Origin of the sequence: Streptomyces sp. NPDC001093 (genome assembly GCF_040298985.1) — a bacterium.
Taxonomy (GTDB): Bacteria; Actinomycetota; Actinomycetes; order Streptomycetales; family Streptomycetaceae; genus Streptomyces.
Window position 1 is genome coordinate 46,447 of the sequence record NZ_JBEPBF010000053.1, and the last position, 14,577, is coordinate 61,023.

Below are 14,577 nucleotides of genomic sequence, written 5' to 3' on the forward strand. Positions count from 1 at the left end.
CGAAGGGCGCCCGGGGACTCCCCGGGCGCCCTTGGCGCAGGTACGGCTCGCTCAGCCCCGGTTCAGCTCGAACCACACCACCTTGCCGGTGCTCAGCCGGGTCGCGCCCCAGCGCCGGGCCAGCTTGTTGACCAGGTACAGGCCGCGCCCGCCCTCGTCCGTGGCCCGGGCCTGGCGCAGCCGCGGCAGCTGCGGCACATCGTCGCCGACCTCGCAGCGCAGCACGTCCGTGCGCAGCAGCCGCAGCGTCACCGGCCGGGACGCGTACCGCACGGCGTTCGTCACGACCTCGCTGACCAGCAGCTCCACCGAGTCCGACAGGTCCTCCAGGTCCCAGCGGGCGAGCGCGCGCCGGGCCAGCCGGCGGGCCTGGCCGGGGGCCGTCTCCTCCGGCTCCAGCCGCCAGTACGCGACATCGCTCGGCGCGATCCCGTCGAAACGGGCCGCGAGCAGCGCGATGTCGTCGTCCCGGTCCCCCGGCCCGAGCATGTCCAGCACCTCGTCGCACAGGGCTTCCAGCGGCGGCGGATGGTCCGGCCCGGTCAACTGGGCGGTCGCGGCGAGCTTTTCCCGCAGCTGCTCTATGCCGGTCCACACGTCCCGCAGCCGGGACTCCACCAGCCCGTCGGTGTAGAGGAGCAGCGTGGCCCCGGCGGGCGCGTCCAGCTCGACGGCCTCGAAGTCCACCCCTCCGACCCCGATCGGCGCGCCCGGCGGTACCCGCAGCACCTCGGCCCGCCCGCCCAGGTGCAGCAGCACGGGCGGCGGATGGCCGGCGTTGGCGATGGTGATGCGGTGGGTGACCGGGTCGTAGACGGCGTACAGGCAGGTCGCCATGCGGTCCGTGCCGAGCCGCTGCGCCTGCTCGTCCAGGTGGTGCAGCACCTCCTGCGGCGGCAGATCGAGCCCGGCCAGGGTCTGCGCGGTGGTGCGCAGCTGGCCCATGATCGCCGCCGAGGTCATGGAGTGCCCCATGACGTCACCGACCACCAGCGCGACCCGGCTGCCCGGCAGCGGAATCGCGTCGTACCAGTCGCCGCCGACCCGCGCGGTCTCCGCCGCCGGCAGATACCGCGACGCCAGCCGTACACCCGTCGGGCGGGGCAGGGTCTCGGGCAGCATGGTGCGCTGCAGCTCGTCGGCGATGTACGCCTCCCGGCCGTACAGCACCGCCTTGTCGATGCCGAGCGCGCTGTGCGTGGCCAGCTGGGCCGCCACCAGCAGGTCGTCGCCCTCGAACGCCAGCCGCTCCGGGCGGCGCAGGAACAGCGCCGCGCCGATCACCCGGCGCCGGCCGCGCAACGGCGCGAGGATCGCGTGCTGCCCGGACGGTACGACCGTCTCGGCGCAGTCGCCGAGCAGCTCGGGCAGCGCGGCCCGGGCGGCGGGCGCGTCCGCGAACACCGGCCGCACCCCGCGCAGCACCTCGTTCAGCGCGCCCCCGGGGCGCACCTCGCACAGCTCGGTGGTGAGCGAGGACAGCTCGGCCAGCGCGCTCGGCTCCGGCTCGGGGTCGAAGGCCGGGGGCAGCAGCACCCCCTCGGTGTCCCGGTCCTCCGGAATCCGGTCGGTACGGCGCAGCCGCAGCACCACCGGACCGGTGGGCCGCTCGTCGCCGACCGGCAGCGGATCGCGCAGATAGACCAGGATCGCGTCCGAGAACGTCGGCACGGTCGCCCGGCACAGGCCCATCACGATCTCGTCCAGATCGAGGCCGCGCGCGATCCGCCGGGTGGCCGCGCCCACGAATCTCAGCCGATCGCCGTCGCGCCGCATCGGCATCGGCCGGCCCGGCGGCAGACCGCGCCCGGTACGGCGCTCCTGACCGCCCGGCGTGCGGTCCGCCGTCCGCTCCTGCTCGGCGCCGGGCTGCGGCGGGATGGCCTCCGGCCCGGGACGCGGGGGGACGGCCTCCGACGCCGGTCGCGGCGGGACGGCATCAGGCGCGGGCCGCGGGCGGTGTGCGCCGGGCTCGGTGGTCGCGGGCTGGGAGTGCTCGGGGCCGTTGACTGGGGGCTCCTTCCCCTTGCCGACCGGGGATTGCGTCCCCCTGCCGTCCTTTCCCTGGCCACAGGGCGTGGCCGTACCCGGTCCGCAGGACGCTCCCTCCGCCCGGGCCTGCGCCGGTAAGGCCGGGGTGGTGGCGGGCTTCGGGGTACGCAGGAGCGCCCCGCGGCCCTCCGCGGGGTCGGCGCCCTGGGGGCGCTCGAAGGAGGTGGGCTGCTCCGTCACGCGTGTCGCATCCATCCGTACGGCACTGCGCGCCGGGCGCGCAGTTGCTCCCGCAGAAGTCCCGATACCCGCAATACGTGCCCCAGGAACGGAATTCCCGCGTGCTCAGAGGTGGTTCCTGTGCCCTGGTGCCCCTCGCTCACGTGCTGCCGCCCCTCGGTGACGATCGGTCAAGCTCTGCGCATGCTCCCGGAGTTGCACTTCTGCTCCCATCCGCCACCCGACCACCACCCCTCAACGACAGTGCCGCGCACTGACTCTGATTATCCGTTTGCGGACGACGATCCTACGTTTCCTGCCCGGGGGCGCATCAAGGGTCTCATGAGGACACGTGCGCGGGCGTATGGTCCCAGTCCTCGGGGAGAGAAGGTACCTCCCAGGACGGATCCGGGCGCCAGTGCTGCCAGCCGTCCGAGAACGGCGCCCCCCAGGCCTCGATCACCTCGACCGCCTCCCGCCCGGCCGCCCGGACCCGCTCGGCGGTGGCCGCGTTCATCAGCCCGTCCCGCTGGGCCTGCGCGAACTCGTCCTCGTCGCGCCAGTGCCAGCTGCGGTCGGGGTGCACGGAGATGTCCAGGAAGTAGTCCTCGGAGTCCACCCCGCCCGCCCAACGGGCCAGCGGCTGCTCGAGGTTGACGTACCAGTTCTTGAACCGCCAGCCCGGCTCCCAGAACAGCCACACCGACCAGGGCCGGCCGGGCTGGGCCAGCTTCAGCACGCCCGTGCCGAACCAGCGGTCCCGCTGCACCGAGCGCGGCTTGGTGTAGCGGGACCGGAGCGGCTCCAGGTGCACGGGTGTGCCGTCGGCGAGGACCGGCTTCACGCACTCGGTGCCGGGGGCCATCCACACGGCGAGCAGGTCGGCGTCGTCGCGTACGACGGTGACGGGCCGCGCGATGTGGATGTGCGCGCCGGCGTTCTCCCGGTAGCGCCACAGGATCTGGGTCCCGGTGCTCCAGCGGGTCGCCGGTCCCGGGTCCGTCGTGTGCGCCGCGTCCGCCGTGTCCACGTGTGTCGTCGCTCCGTCGTCCGTCATGGACAGATATTAGGTGCCGCAGGCATACGACGCTGCGGTGCACGTCACGGTTCCGGCGGTGGCCGAAAAGGTTCGCTCGCGGCTAGGGACGTGTCATCCGCAGCACGTCCAGCGCCTCGTCGAGCTGCTCCAGGGTCAGGTCGCCGCGCTCGATGTACCCGCCCTCCAGCACGACTTGCCGGATCGTCCTGCGCTCCGCGAGGGACTTCTTGGCGACCTTCGCGGCCTCCTCGTAGCCGATGTACTTGTTGAGCGGGGTGACCACGGAGGGGGACGACTCGGCGTACTCGCGCGCCCGTTCACGGTCGGCGGTGATGCCGTCCACGGTCCGGTCGGCCAGCAGCCGGGAGACGTTGGCGAGCAGCCGGACGGATTCGAGCACGTTCCTGGCGATGAGCGGCAGCATGACGTTCAGCTCGAAGTTGCCGGAGGCGCCGGCGGTGGCGATGGCCGCGTCGTTGCCGGTCACCTGGGCGGCCACCATCAGTACGGCCTCGGGGATCACCGGGTTGACCTTGCCCGGCATGATGGACGACCCCGGCTGCAGGTCGGGCAGCCGGATCTCGGCGAGCCCGGTGCGCGGCCCGGACGCCATCCACCGCAGGTCATTGGCGATCTTCGTCAGCCCGACCGCGATGGTCCTGAGCTGCCCGCTGGTCTCCACGATCCCGTCCCGGGCGCCCTGCGCCTCGAAGTGGTCGCGGGCCTCGGTCAGCGGCAGCCCGGTGACCCGGGCGACCTCCTGGATGACGGCGGCGGAGAAGCCGGGCGGGGTGTTGATGCCGGTGCCGACGGCGGTGCCGCCGAGGGGGAGTTCGGCGAGGCGGGGCAGGGAGGCGCGCAGCCGCTCGACGCCGTACCGGATCTGGGCCGCGTATCCGCCGAACTCCTGGCCGAGGGTCACGGGAGTGGCGTCCATCAGGTGGGTCCGCCCGGACTTCACGACATCGGCGAACTCCTCGGACTTGCGGGTCAGGGAGGCGGCGAGGTGCTCGAGGGCGGGGATCAGGTCATGGGTGACGGCGGCGGTGGCGGCGATGTGGATGGAGGAGGGGAAGACGTCGTTGGAGGACTGGGAGGCGTTGACGTGGTCGTTCGGGTGCACGTCCCGGCCGAGCCGCTCACTGGCGAGGGTGGCGATGACCTCGTTGGTGTTCATGTTCGACGAGGTGCCGGAGCCGGTCTGGAAGACGTCGATGGGGAAGTGCTCGTCCCACTGTCCCCGCGCGACTTCGGCGGCCGCCTCCTGGATCGCCTGGGCGGTCTCCTTGTCGACCACGCCGAGCTGCGCGTTCACCTTGGCGGCGGCGCCCTTGATCCGGGCCAGGGCCTCGATGTGGGCGCGCTCCAGGCGCTGGCCCGAGATGGGGAAGTTCTCGACGGCACGCTGGGTCTGGGCGCGCCACTTGGCGGTGGCGGGCACGCGGACCTCGCCCATGGAGTCGTGCTCGATGCGGTAGTCGCTGTCGCTCATGGCAGCTATAGCGATCGGGCCCACGGGGTTGTTCCCCGTCGTTACGCTGAGTGAGCGACGTCTCCGCCGACGTGAACGTGGGCTGCGGGGCCGGGTCCTGGAAGAACTCGTTCGACTTGTTCGTCCGGCGGCACCTGCCGGCCTGTCCGGTGCTTGAGGGCGGGGCCTTTCGGACGGAACGGGGTCCGGGGCGGAGTCCTCCGGGCGGGGTCGAAGGGGCGCGGTCCCTGGGGATGGGACGGGTAGGGGCGGCGGGGGCGAGACGAGTCCGCCCCGCCCCGGAGCCACTACGCCAGTCCGGGACCCCGCACCGGGATCGACGTGAACGTCGGCTGCGGGGCCGGGTCCTGGAAGAAGTCGTTGCCCTTGTCGTCCACGACGATGAACGCCGGGAAGTCCTCGACCTCGATCTTCCAGACGGCCTCCATGCCCAGCTCCTCGTACTCCAGGACCTCGACCTTCTTGATGCAGTCCTGGGCGAGACGGGCGGCCGGGCCGCCGATGGAGCCGAGGTAGAAGCCGCCGTGCGCGGCACACGCGTCGGTGACCTGCTTGCTGCGGTTGCCCTTGGCGAGCATCACCCTGGAGCCGCCCGCCGCCTGGAACTGCTCCACGTAGGAGTCCATGCGGCCGGCCGTCGTCGGGCCGAAGGAACCGGAGGCGTAGCCCTCGGGGGTCTTCGCCGGGCCCGCGTAGTACACCGGGTGGTCCTTCAGGTACTGCGGCATCTCCTCGCCCGCGTCGAGCCGCTCCTTGATCTTGGCGTGCGCGATGTCGCGGGCCACGACCAGCGGGCCGGTCAGGGAGAGGCGGGTCTTGACCGGGTACTTGGTCAGCTCGGCGAGGATCGTGTCCATCGGCTGGTTGAGGTCGATCCTGACCACGTCGGAGGACTCGTCGAGGTGCTCGTCGGTCGTCTCCGGCAGGAAGCGCGCCGGGTCGGTCTCCAGCTGCTCCAGGAAGACGCCCTCCGCGGTGATCTTCGCGACGGCCTGGCGGTCGGCCGAGCAGGAGACGGCGATGGCGACTGGGCAGGACGCGCCGTGCCGGGGGAGGCGGACCACGCGGACGTCGTGGCAGAAGTACTTGCCGCCGAACTGGGCGCCGATGCCGATCTTCTGGGTCAGCTCGAAGACCTTCTGCTCGAGCTCCTTGTCCCGGAAGCCGTGTCCCAGCTCCGAGCCCTCCGCCGGGATCTCGTCCAGGTAGTGCGCGGAGGCGTACTTCGCCGTCTTCAGCGCGTACTCGGCGCTCGTGCCGCCGACGACGATCGCCAGGTGGTACGGCGGGCAGGCGGCCGTACCGAGCGAACGGATCTTCTCCTCCAGGAACCGCATCATGGAGGCCTCGTTCAGGACGGCCTTCGTCTCCTGGTAGAGGAACGACTTGTTGGCCGAGCCGCCGCCCTTGGCCATGAACAGGAACTTGTAGGCGCCGCCGTCGGTCGCGTACAGCTCGATCTGGGCCGGGAGGTTGGAGCCGGTGTTCTTCTCCTCCCACATGGTGAGCGGGGCCATCTGCGAGTAGCGCAGGTTCAGCTTGGTGTAGGCGTCGTAGATGCCGTGCGAGAGGTGCTTCTCGTCCTCACCTTCGGTGAGGACGTTCTGGCCGCGCTTGCCCATGACGATCGCCGTGCCGGTGTCCTGGCACATCGGGAGCACGCCCGCCGCTGCGATGTTCGCGTTCTTCAGCAGGTCCAGGGCGACGAACTTGTCGTTGCCGGACGCCTCCGGGTCGTCGATGATCCGGCGCAGCTGGGCGAGGTGGGCGGGGCGCAGGTAGTGCTGGATGTCGTGGACGGCCTCCTCGGCCAGCTTGCGCAGCGCCTCCGGCTCCACCTTGAGGAACGTCCGCCCGTCCGGGCCCTCGACGGTGGAGACGCCCTCGGACGTCACCAGCCGGTACGGGGTGGTGTCCTCTCCCTGGGGGAGCAGATCGGTGTACGCGAACTCAGGCATCTCAGCCCATTCCTCACTCTGACGGACGGCGCCCGCCGACGCTGGCGGGCCTCACCAGCGTAGAACCTGCCGCCGACACGAAACCTGTGAGGTAAGGCTCAGTTCGACACGCCGGGGTTTTCCACAGCCCCTAGTCGCGATCTATCGCGTTTCGGTACGCTGTCCGCGTGGACCTTCAGAAGCACACCGACGCACCTGTCGCCGAGCTGCGTGCCTCGGACGCCGACCGTGACCGCATCGCCGAGATCCTCCGAGAGGCCCTGGCCGAGGGCCGGCTGACCGCCGACGAGCACGCCGAGCGGGTCGAGGGCGTCCTCGCCGCCAAGACGGTGGGCGAGCTGGAGGTCTTCATCCGGGACCTGCCGGCCGCGCACCAGCGCCCCGCCGCCGGTGCCTATGCGCCCGTCCCGCCCCGGCCCACCCCGGGCGCGATCCCGCAGGAGGCCGACGCCAACGTTGTCGCCGTGTTCAGCAGCGCCGTGCGCCGGGGTCGCTGGCGCGCCGGGCGCCGGATCCACGCGTACTCGGTCTTCGGCAGCGTCGAGATCGACCTCAGCGAGGCGATCTTCGAGTACCAGCAGGTCGTGATCAAGGCCGTCTCGGTCTTCGGCGACGTCCAGATCCGCGTCCCGGAGAACGTGTCGCTGCGCGGCACCGGAGGCGGCGTCCTCGGCAACTTCGAGGTGGACACGCTGGACTCGGTCGAGTCCGACGCGCCGGTCGTCTACGTCGACGGCTGGGCCGTACTCGGCAATGTCGAGGCACGCCCCAGGCGGGGCAAGCGCGTGGCGGACATCCTGGACCGGGTGCAGAGCAAGGTCGACCGGAAGCTGGAGCGGGTCCAGGACAAGGTCGACCGGAAGCTGCGCAAACACCTGGGGCGCTGACGGTCGCGAATGCGCCGGTGAGCGGAAGGTTCCGTTCCTCCTGTGCGGCCCGGTGGGGGCGTGAACGAGACGCCCGCGCGCCTGCGACTGGGAACGCTGTGCATAGGCGCGCGCACAGCGGGTAGGGCTTGCTGCATCGTCTCTCGCTCGCGAAGCCGTCGTCAGGAGTAGACCCGTGCTGCAACCGCCGCATTCGTCCCTGCAGGTAGCTGCCCTTCCGGCGCAGCGGGTGCCAGCGCGAGACAGGGACCAAGACGCTCCCTGGCACACCGAGGCGGTGTGCCGGCGCGACGAGGCGGGCCTGTTCTTCGCCCCGTCGAAGGAGCCGACCGCCGCCCGGCTGTCCCGCGAGGAGGCGGCCAAGCGCGTCTGCGCCCGCTGCCCGGTGATGGTCGAGTGCCGCGAACACGCCCTCCTGCAGCCCGAGCCGTACGGCGTCTGGGGCGGCCTCACGGCGGCGGAGCGCCGCGTGGTCCTGGCGCGAAGGCGCCGCCGGGAGATGGAGCTGAAGAAGGCGGCACGGGCGACGGCGGCCAACCGCATAGCGGGTTAGGACACTGAAGAGGGAGCGCCCCCGCCGCACCGGGGGCGCCTTTCCCTGAGGGGCGCGGGCGGCGCTACTTCGCCCGGTCGAAGTCGATCGCGCTGTAGGCCCGCAGCTTGGCGAGCCGGTGCTCGGAGTAGATCCTGCGCACGGTCCCCGACTTCGACCGCATCACGATCGACTCGGTCAGCGCGGTCTCCGACCGGTACTGGACGCCCCGCAGCAGCTCACCGTCGGTGATCCCGGTCGCGACGAAGAAGACGTTCTCCCCGGACACCAGGTCGTCGGTCGTCAGAACGCGGTCCAGGTCGTGCCCGGCGTCGATGGCCCGCGCACGCTCCTCGTCGTCCTTGGGCCACAGCTTGCCCTGAATCGTCCCGCCCAGGCACTTCACGGCGCAGGCCGAGATGATGCCCTCCGGCGTACCGCCGATGCCGAGCAGCAGGTCGACGCCCGTGCCCTCGCGCAGCGCGTAGATGGAGCCCGCCACGTCACCGTCGGAGATCAGCTTGATGCGCGCGCCGGCCTCGCGGACCTCCCTGATCAGCCCCTCGTGCCGCGGCCGGTCGAGGATGACGACCGTCACGTCCTCGGGCGTGGCCTTCTTCGCCTTGGCGATCCGCTTGATGTTCACGGCCACGGGCGCGTCGATGTCGACGAACTCGGCGGCCTCGGGGCCGGTGACCAGTTTGTCCATGTAGAACACGGCGGACGGGTCGAACATGGCGCCCCGCTCGGCCGCCGCGAGGACGGCGATCGCGTTGGGCATGCCCTTGGCGGTCAGGGTGGTGCCGTCGATCGGGTCGACCGCGATGTCGACCTCGGGACCGGTGCCGTCGCCCACGTGCTCCCCGTTGAAGAGCATCGGGGCCTCGTCCTTCTCGCCCTCGCCGATGACGACGACGCCGTTCATCGACACGGTGGAGACGAGGGTCCGCATGGCGCGCACCGCGGCACCGTCGGCGCCGTTCTTGTCGCCGCGCCCCACCCAGCGGCCGGCGGCCATGGCGGCGGCTTCGGTCACCCGGACGAGTTCCAGGGCGAGGTTGCGGTCGGGAGCCTCGGAGGGAACATCGAGCTCGGACGGCAGGTGATGATTTTCGGTCATCGGAGCGCACCTTTCTGATACGACGACGGCCGGATGAGGGTGTTGGCCCCGACTCTATCGTTAGGCAGACAAAATGAGCAGGGGACCCCACGGATGAGCGCTTGGGGTACCTGCGACGATAGAGGGCGTGGCAGGTTCGAACGGCAAGCAGAAGACGGCCCGGGACATGATTCTCTCCCTGGCCCTGATCGGCATCGCGGCGGCGGTCGTCTACTTCCTCACCATCCCGCACGACGATCACGCTCCCGACCTCAAGCGGGTCGACTACCAGGTCGAACTGCTCACGGCCCGTCGCGCGGCGAGCTACCCGGTGGCCGCCCCCGAGGGCCTGCCGAGTACCTGGAAAGCGACCTCCGTACGCTTCCAGGGCGAGAACGGCGACCGCTGGCACCTGGGCCTGCAGACCCCGGACAGCCAGTATGTGCAGATCGAGCAGTCGACGCAGAAGCGGGCCGACTTCATCGACCAGGCCAGCCAGGGCGCGTCGGCGACGAAGAACACCGAGACGATCGGCGGCCGCACCTGGACCCGCTACACAGGTGGCCGCTACGACGCCCTCGTCCTGAACGGCACGCCCGGCTCCACCACGGTGGTGGCCGGTACGGCGTCCTTCGCGGAGCTGACGAAGGTGGCGGCGGCGCTGAAGATGCAGTGAGCCACGCAGGGCATGCGAAGAGGCCCCCGGCGGTGCCGGGGGCCTCTTCGTGTGTCCGGTGCGTCTCAGACGGTCGTGACGACGTCGTCGTACGCCAGGCGCGGCGAGCGCGGGAACCAGGCGTCCGGACCCGGCCTGCCGATGTTGACCACCATCAGCGGGGTGTGGTCGTCGTCCAGGAACTCCTTGCGGACGCCCTCGAAGTCGAGGCCGGTCATCGGGCCGGCGGCGAGACCCGCGGCACGGACGCCGATGATGAAGTAGGCGGCCTGCAGGGCGGCGTTCAGCGCGGCGGCGCCCTCACGGGCCGGACGCTCGCCGAAGAAGAGGTCCTTGGCCTGCGGGAAGTGCGGGAAGAGGGTCGGCAGCTCCTCGTGGAACTCGTTGTCCGCGGAGAGGATCGCGACCAGCGGGGCGGTGGCCGTCTTCGGCTGGTTGCCCTCGGCCATGTGCTGCACCAGGCGCTCGCGGGCCTCGGCGGAGCGGACCAGGGTGATGCGCAGCGGGCTCTGGTTGAAGGCGGTGGGGCCGTACTTGACCAGGTCGTAGATCGCCTGGACCTGCTCGTCGGTCACCGGCTCGTCGGTGAAGGTGTTCGCGGTGCGGGCCTCGCGGAACAGCAGGTCCTGGGCGGCGGGGTCAAGAACGAGAGACATGCGTGGACTTCCTAGGTGGCGCCGGGATCCGACGTACCGGACCGTGGTCCGGATCGGCTGACAGGCATGACCCTACGCCAATGAAGTTCAACCTTCAACAAAGCTCGGGGTGCGGTGACCCGCTTCACAGCCCACGGTCCACGCCTACCCGGCGTCCCCCTCCTCTCCCTCCTCCTCGTGCTCCTCCTCGGCCAGCGCCGCGTCCAGCCGGGCCCGCGCCCCCTCCAGCCAACGCCGGCACACCTTGGCCAGCTCCTCGCCGCGCTCCCACAGCGCCAGGGACTCCTCGAGCGTCGTACCGCCCGCCTCCAGTCGCCGTACGACCTCGATCAGCTCGTCCCGCGCCTGCTCATAGGAGAGCGCCTCGTCCACCTTGCCGGTCATTCGCCTACCTTCACTGTGAATTCGCCGTCGGCGACGCGGGCCCGGAGCGCCTCGCCTTCCGTCACCTCGTCCGGATCGCGCACCACGTGCCCGTCCGCCTTCTGCAGCACCGCGTACCCGCGCTTGAGCGTCGCCGCGGGGGAGAGGGCCACCACGCGCGCGTGCGTGTGCCCCAGCTCCGAGTCCGCGCGGTCGAGGAGATGGCCGAGGGTCCGCCGGCTCCGCCCGACCAGGGAGGCCACGTGGTCGGCGCGCTCGTCGATCATCCGGTGCGGATCCTCTATCGAGGGGCGGGCCAGCGCGTGCGCCAGGCCGCGCTCCTCCCGCTCCAGATACGCGTGCACACAGCGCCGCGCCCGGTCCCGCAGCATCCGCACCCGCTCGAACTCCTCGCCCACGTCCGGCACGACCTTCTTGGCCGCGTCGGTGGGCGTGGAGGCGCGCAGGTCGGCGACGTAGTCCAGCAGCGGGTTGTCGGGCTCGTGGCCGATGGCGGACACGACGGGCGTACGGCACTCGGCCACGGCCCGCACCAGCTGCTCGTCGGAGAAGGGCAACAGATCCTCGACGCTGCCACCCCCACGGGCGACGATGATGACGTCCACGTCCTCGGTCTCGTCCAGCTCCTTCACCGCCTGCACGACCTGCGGGACGGCGTGCACGCCCTGCACCGGCACGTTGCGCACCTCGAAGCGGACGGCGGGCCAGCGATGGCGGGCGTTCTCCAGCACGTCCCGCTCCGCGGCGGAGGCGCGCCCGCAGACCAGGCCGATCAGCTGCGGCAGAAAGGGCAGCGGCTTCTTCCGCTCCGGCGCGAACAGCCCCTCGGCCGCCAGCGCCTTCTTCAGCTGCTCCAGCCGGGCCAGCAGCTCACCGACGCCGACGGGCCTTATCTCGGCGGCGCGCAGGGACAGCTGGCCACGCGGGGCATACCACTCCGGCTTCGCCAGTACGACGACCCGGGCGCCCTCCCCGACGACATCGGCGACGGCGTCGAACACCTGCCGGTAGCAGGTCACGCTCACGGAGATGTCGTACGACGGGTCGCGCAGCGTCAGGAACACGACCCCGGCGCCGGGCCGCCGCGACAACTGCGTGATCTGCCCCTCGACCCACACCGCACCCAGCCGATCGATCCAGCCCCCGATCAGCCGGGAGACCTCGCCCACGGGCAGGGGGGCTTCGGGGGTGGTTTTCGCAGCCATGCGGTTGAGGGTAACGGGGGGCACCGACAGCGGAGCGCCGCTGCCCTTGCGGCCCGCCACCGGGCGCGACTCCGCCGTGGCGGCCGCAGGGCCCGCGCGGCACCGGGCAGGCGATCCCGGCGGCGCCGAACGCACCCTTACGATGGGACGCATGACCGCTTCGCCTGGCCGCCGTGTCCTGCTCGCCGCCCCCCGGGGCTACTGCGCCGGTGTGGACCGCGCCGTGATCGCCGTCGAGAAGGCCCTCGAACAGTACGGGGCCCCGATCTACGTCCGGCACGAGATCGTCCACAACAAGTACGTCGTGCAGACCCTGGAGAAGAAGGGCGCCGTCTTCGTCGAGCGGACGGAGGAGGTGCCGCCCGGCAACATCGTCATGTTCTCGGCGCACGGCGTCGCCCCGGTCGTGCACGAGGAGGCCGAGCAGGGCCGCCTCGCCACCATCGACGCCACCTGCCCCCTGGTCACCAAGGTCCACAAGGAAGCCGTCCGCTACGCCAAGGAGGACTACGACATCCTCCTGATCGGTCACGAGGGCCACGAGGAGGTCATCGGCACCTCCGGCGAGGCCCCCGACCACATCCAGCTCGTCGACGGCCCCGGCGACGTCGCCAAGGTCGAGGTCCGCGACCCCTCCAAGGTCGTCTGGCTGTCCCAGACCACCCTCTCCGTGGACGAGACCATGGAGACCGTCGACGCCCTGAAGACGAAGTTCCCGGGCCTGGTCTCCCCGCCCAGCGACGACATCTGCTACGCCACGCAGAACCGCCAGCTCGCCGTGAAGCAGATGGGCGCCGAGGCCGAGCTGGTCATCGTCGTCGGCTCGCGCAACTCCTCCAACTCCAAGCGGCTCGTCGAGGTCGCCAAGCTCGCCGGCGCCCGCGAGGCCTACCTGGTGGACTTCGCCGACGAGATCGAGGAGGCCTGGCTGGAGGGCGTGCAGACCGTCGGCGTCACCTCCGGCGCTTCCGTTCCGGAGGTCCTGGTCGAACAGGTCCTGGAGTGGCTCGCCGAGCGCGGTTACGGCGACGTGGAGATCGTCAAGGCCGCCGAGGAGTCCATCACGTTCTCCCTCCCCAAGGAGCTCCGCCGCGACCTGCGCGAGGAGGCCGCCACCCTGGTCGCCGAGCGCGGCGGCACCGGCACCGCCGAGAAGTGACTGTCAGTCGTCCGTCGTAACGTGGGTGCCATGCAGATCTTCGGCGTGGACATCGGCGGATCCGGGATCAAGGGCGCCCCTGTGGACCTGGACAGGGGCGACCTGACCGAGGAGCGCTGCAAGGTGCTCACCCCGCATCCGGCGACGCCGGACGGCGTCGCCGACGGGGTCAAGCAGGTCATCGACCACTTCGGCTGGACCGGCCCCGTCGGCCTGACCTTCCCCGGAGTGGTCACCGGCGGCGCCACGGTCCGTACGGCGGCGAACGTCGACAAGAGCTGGATCGACACCGACGCGCGCGCGTTGTTCAGCGGCACGCTGGGCGGCCTGCCGGTGACGGTCGTCAACGACGCGGACGCGGCGGGCGTCGCCGAGATGCAGTTCGGCGCCGGCCGGGACCGCGGGGGCACGGTCATCCTGCTCACCTTCGGCACCGGCATCGGCAGCGCCGTCTTCGTGGACGGCGCCCTCGTCCCGAACACGGAACTGGGCCATCTGGAGCTGGGGGGCCACGACGCGGAGCGGCGGGCCTCCAGCAAGGCCAAGGACGACCATGCCCTGAGCTGGGAGCAGTGGGCGCACCGCGTCCAGAAGTACCTGGCGCATGTGGAGATGCTGTTCTCGCCGGAGCTGTTCATCATCGGCGGCGGGGTCAGCCGCAAGGCGGACAAGTTCCTGCACTTCATCGACGGCGTCAAGGCCGAGATCGTGCCCGCGCAGCTGCAGAACAACGCGGGGATCGTGGGAGCGGCGATGAGAGCGGCCCAGGAGAGATGAGCGCGTAACGGGATGGCCGCAGGCGTCGACTCAGACCCGGCGCCGCCGCCGTACCCACAGCACCCGGCGCACCAGCACGATCACTCCGGCGAGGAGCGTCCCTCCGTACAGCCAGCCGGCCTGGGTCGCGAGCCCGGTGAACACCCCCATCAGGCTGCCGAGCAGCCCCCCGCCCCCGTCGGCGACGGGAACCATCCCCACGGCGAACGCGATCGGTACGACCAGGGGGGCGGTCAGTACGTCCCCGTCCCGCACCCACAGCGCGGTCAGCACGCACACCGGCACGAACAGCACGCCGTACACGGGCAGTGACCCGCCCAGCAGCGCGTCCACGCAACCGAGCAGCAGCATCACGAGGATGCAGAACAGCCCGCTGCCCAGCGCGGTGAGCCGGGGCCCCGGAAGCCGTGGGTCCAGCGGCAGCGGCCGGGCGGCGGCCCCCGCCTCCCGGCCGCCGCGCCCCGGTCGCCGCGCCCCCTGCCCCTGCCCCCGGCCCGGCCCG

14 protein-coding genes are annotated in these 14,577 nt (G+C 71.4%); 5 read left to right on the forward strand and 9 right to left on the reverse strand.

Annotation, left to right across the window (positions count from 1 at the left end):
• Nucleotides 1-51: 51 nt before the first annotated feature.
• From ABT288_RS25285 to ABT288_RS25300, 4 genes are all read right to left on the reverse strand, one after another.
• Nucleotides 52-2,247 (reverse strand): SpoIIE family protein phosphatase, encoded by a 2,196-nt coding sequence (locus ABT288_RS25285; RefSeq protein WP_450858107.1) that lies wholly within the window; start codon nucleotides 2,245-2,247, stop codon nucleotides 52-54.
• A gap of 304 nt (nucleotides 2,248-2,551) precedes the next feature.
• The gene (gene fomD / locus ABT288_RS25290; RefSeq protein ID WP_351611868.1) at nucleotides 2,552-3,268 is read right to left on the reverse strand and encodes a cytidylyl-2-hydroxypropylphosphonate hydrolase; all 717 of its coding nucleotides are present in this window, start codon (nucleotides 3,266-3,268) and stop codon (nucleotides 2,552-2,554) included.
• Between the two features lie 82 nt (nucleotides 3,269-3,350).
• Nucleotides 3,351-4,742 carry a class II fumarate hydratase gene (locus tag ABT288_RS25295; protein ID WP_351611870.1) on the reverse strand — a complete coding sequence of 464 codons (1,392 nt, stop codon included), beginning with the start codon at nucleotides 4,740-4,742 and terminating at the stop codon, nucleotides 3,351-3,353.
• A gap of 287 nt (nucleotides 4,743-5,029) precedes the next feature.
• A complete protein-coding gene (locus tag ABT288_RS25300; RefSeq protein ID WP_351611872.1) occupies nucleotides 5,030-6,700 on the reverse strand; it encodes a fumarate hydratase in 1,671 nt (556 codons plus the stop codon).
• A 167-nt stretch (nucleotides 6,701-6,867) separates the two neighbouring features.
• Here ABT288_RS25300 and ABT288_RS25305 point away from each other — a divergent pair, with 167 nt between their 5' ends.
• Both ABT288_RS25305 and ABT288_RS25310 read left to right on the forward strand, forming a co-directional pair.
• The gene (locus ABT288_RS25305) at nucleotides 6,868-7,587 is read left to right on the forward strand and encodes a DUF1707 SHOCT-like domain-containing protein (RefSeq protein WP_351611874.1); all 720 of its coding nucleotides are present in this window, start codon (nucleotides 6,868-6,870) and stop codon (nucleotides 7,585-7,587) included.
• A 175-nt stretch (nucleotides 7,588-7,762) separates the two neighbouring features.
• Entirely contained in the window at nucleotides 7,763-8,140 is a 378-nt protein-coding gene (locus ABT288_RS25310) for a WhiB family transcriptional regulator (protein WP_228625931.1), read from the forward strand.
• 64 nt (nucleotides 8,141-8,204) lie between these two features.
• Here ABT288_RS25310 and glpX read toward each other — a convergent pair whose 3' ends face one another.
• The gene (glpX, locus tag ABT288_RS25315; RefSeq protein WP_351611877.1) at nucleotides 8,205-9,239 is read right to left on the reverse strand and encodes a class II fructose-bisphosphatase; all 1,035 of its coding nucleotides are present in this window, start codon (nucleotides 9,237-9,239) and stop codon (nucleotides 8,205-8,207) included.
• A 127-nt stretch (nucleotides 9,240-9,366) separates the two neighbouring features.
• Between glpX and ABT288_RS25320 the strand changes: the two genes are divergently transcribed.
• Entirely contained in the window at nucleotides 9,367-9,894 is a 528-nt protein-coding gene (locus tag ABT288_RS25320) for a DUF4245 domain-containing protein (RefSeq protein WP_351611880.1), read from the forward strand.
• A gap of 65 nt (nucleotides 9,895-9,959) precedes the next feature.
• Here the strand turns inward: ABT288_RS25320 and ABT288_RS25325 are convergent, their stop codons facing one another.
• The 3 genes from ABT288_RS25325 to xseA form a co-directional block, all read right to left on the reverse strand.
• A complete protein-coding gene (locus ABT288_RS25325) occupies nucleotides 9,960-10,550 on the reverse strand; it encodes a malonic semialdehyde reductase (protein ID WP_351611883.1) in 591 nt (196 codons plus the stop codon).
• A gap of 144 nt (nucleotides 10,551-10,694) precedes the next feature.
• A complete protein-coding gene (locus ABT288_RS25330) occupies nucleotides 10,695-10,934 on the reverse strand; it encodes an exodeoxyribonuclease VII small subunit (RefSeq protein ID WP_351611886.1) in 240 nt (79 codons plus the stop codon).
• On the reverse strand, nucleotides 10,931-12,139 hold the full coding sequence (xseA, locus tag ABT288_RS25335; RefSeq protein WP_351611889.1) for an exodeoxyribonuclease VII large subunit: 1,209 nt from the start codon (nucleotides 12,137-12,139) through the stop codon (nucleotides 10,931-10,933). Before xseA ends, ABT288_RS25330 begins: the two co-directional genes overlap by 4 nt.
• Before the next feature lie 142 nt (nucleotides 12,140-12,281).
• Here xseA and ABT288_RS25340 point away from each other — a divergent pair, with 142 nt between their 5' ends.
• Both ABT288_RS25340 and ppgK read left to right on the forward strand, forming a co-directional pair.
• Nucleotides 12,282-13,298, forward strand: coding sequence for a 4-hydroxy-3-methylbut-2-enyl diphosphate reductase (locus ABT288_RS25340; protein WP_351611891.1), 1,017 nt, complete (start codon nucleotides 12,282-12,284; stop codon nucleotides 13,296-13,298).
• Nucleotides 13,299-13,328: 30 nt separating this feature from the next.
• On the forward strand, nucleotides 13,329-14,075 hold the full coding sequence (gene ppgK, locus ABT288_RS25345; protein ID WP_351611894.1) for a polyphosphate--glucose phosphotransferase: 747 nt from the start codon (nucleotides 13,329-13,331) through the stop codon (nucleotides 14,073-14,075).
• Nucleotides 14,076-14,105: 30 nt separating this feature from the next.
• Here the strand turns inward: ppgK and ABT288_RS25350 are convergent.
• The coding region (locus ABT288_RS25350) for a DUF6542 domain-containing protein (protein WP_351611897.1) at nucleotides 14,106-14,577 on the reverse strand (472 nt) is incomplete at its 5' end.

Excerpts from the sequence above, each read along its gene's own strand:
- ABT288_RS25285 (WP_450858107.1), bottom strand. The coding sequence starts at position 2,247 with ATGGATGCGACACGCGTGACGGAGCAGCCCACCTCCTTCGAGCGCCCC.
- fomD (WP_351611868.1), bottom strand. The coding sequence starts at position 3,268 with ATGACGGACGACGGAGCGACGACACACGTGGACACGGCGGACGCGGCG.
- ABT288_RS25295 (WP_351611870.1), bottom strand. The coding sequence starts at position 4,742 with ATGAGCGACAGCGACTACCGCATCGAGCACGACTCCATGGGCGAGGTC.
- ABT288_RS25300 (WP_351611872.1), bottom strand. The coding sequence starts at position 6,700 with ATGCCTGAGTTCGCGTACACCGATCTGCTCCCCCAGGGAGAGGACACC.
- glpX (WP_351611877.1), bottom strand. The coding sequence starts at position 9,239 with ATGACCGAAAATCATCACCTGCCGTCCGAGCTCGATGTTCCCTCCGAG.
- ABT288_RS25325 (WP_351611883.1), bottom strand. The coding sequence starts at position 10,550 with ATGTCTCTCGTTCTTGACCCCGCCGCCCAGGACCTGCTGTTCCGCGAG.
- ABT288_RS25330 (WP_351611886.1), bottom strand. The coding sequence starts at position 10,934 with ATGACCGGCAAGGTGGACGAGGCGCTCTCCTATGAGCAGGCGCGGGAC.
- xseA (WP_351611889.1), bottom strand. The coding sequence starts at position 12,139 with ATGGCTGCGAAAACCACCCCCGAAGCCCCCCTGCCCGTGGGCGAGGTC.
- ABT288_RS25340 (WP_351611891.1), top strand. The coding sequence starts at position 12,282 with ATGGGACGCATGACCGCTTCGCCTGGCCGCCGTGTCCTGCTCGCCGCC.
- ppgK (WP_351611894.1), top strand. The coding sequence starts at position 13,329 with ATGCAGATCTTCGGCGTGGACATCGGCGGATCCGGGATCAAGGGCGCC.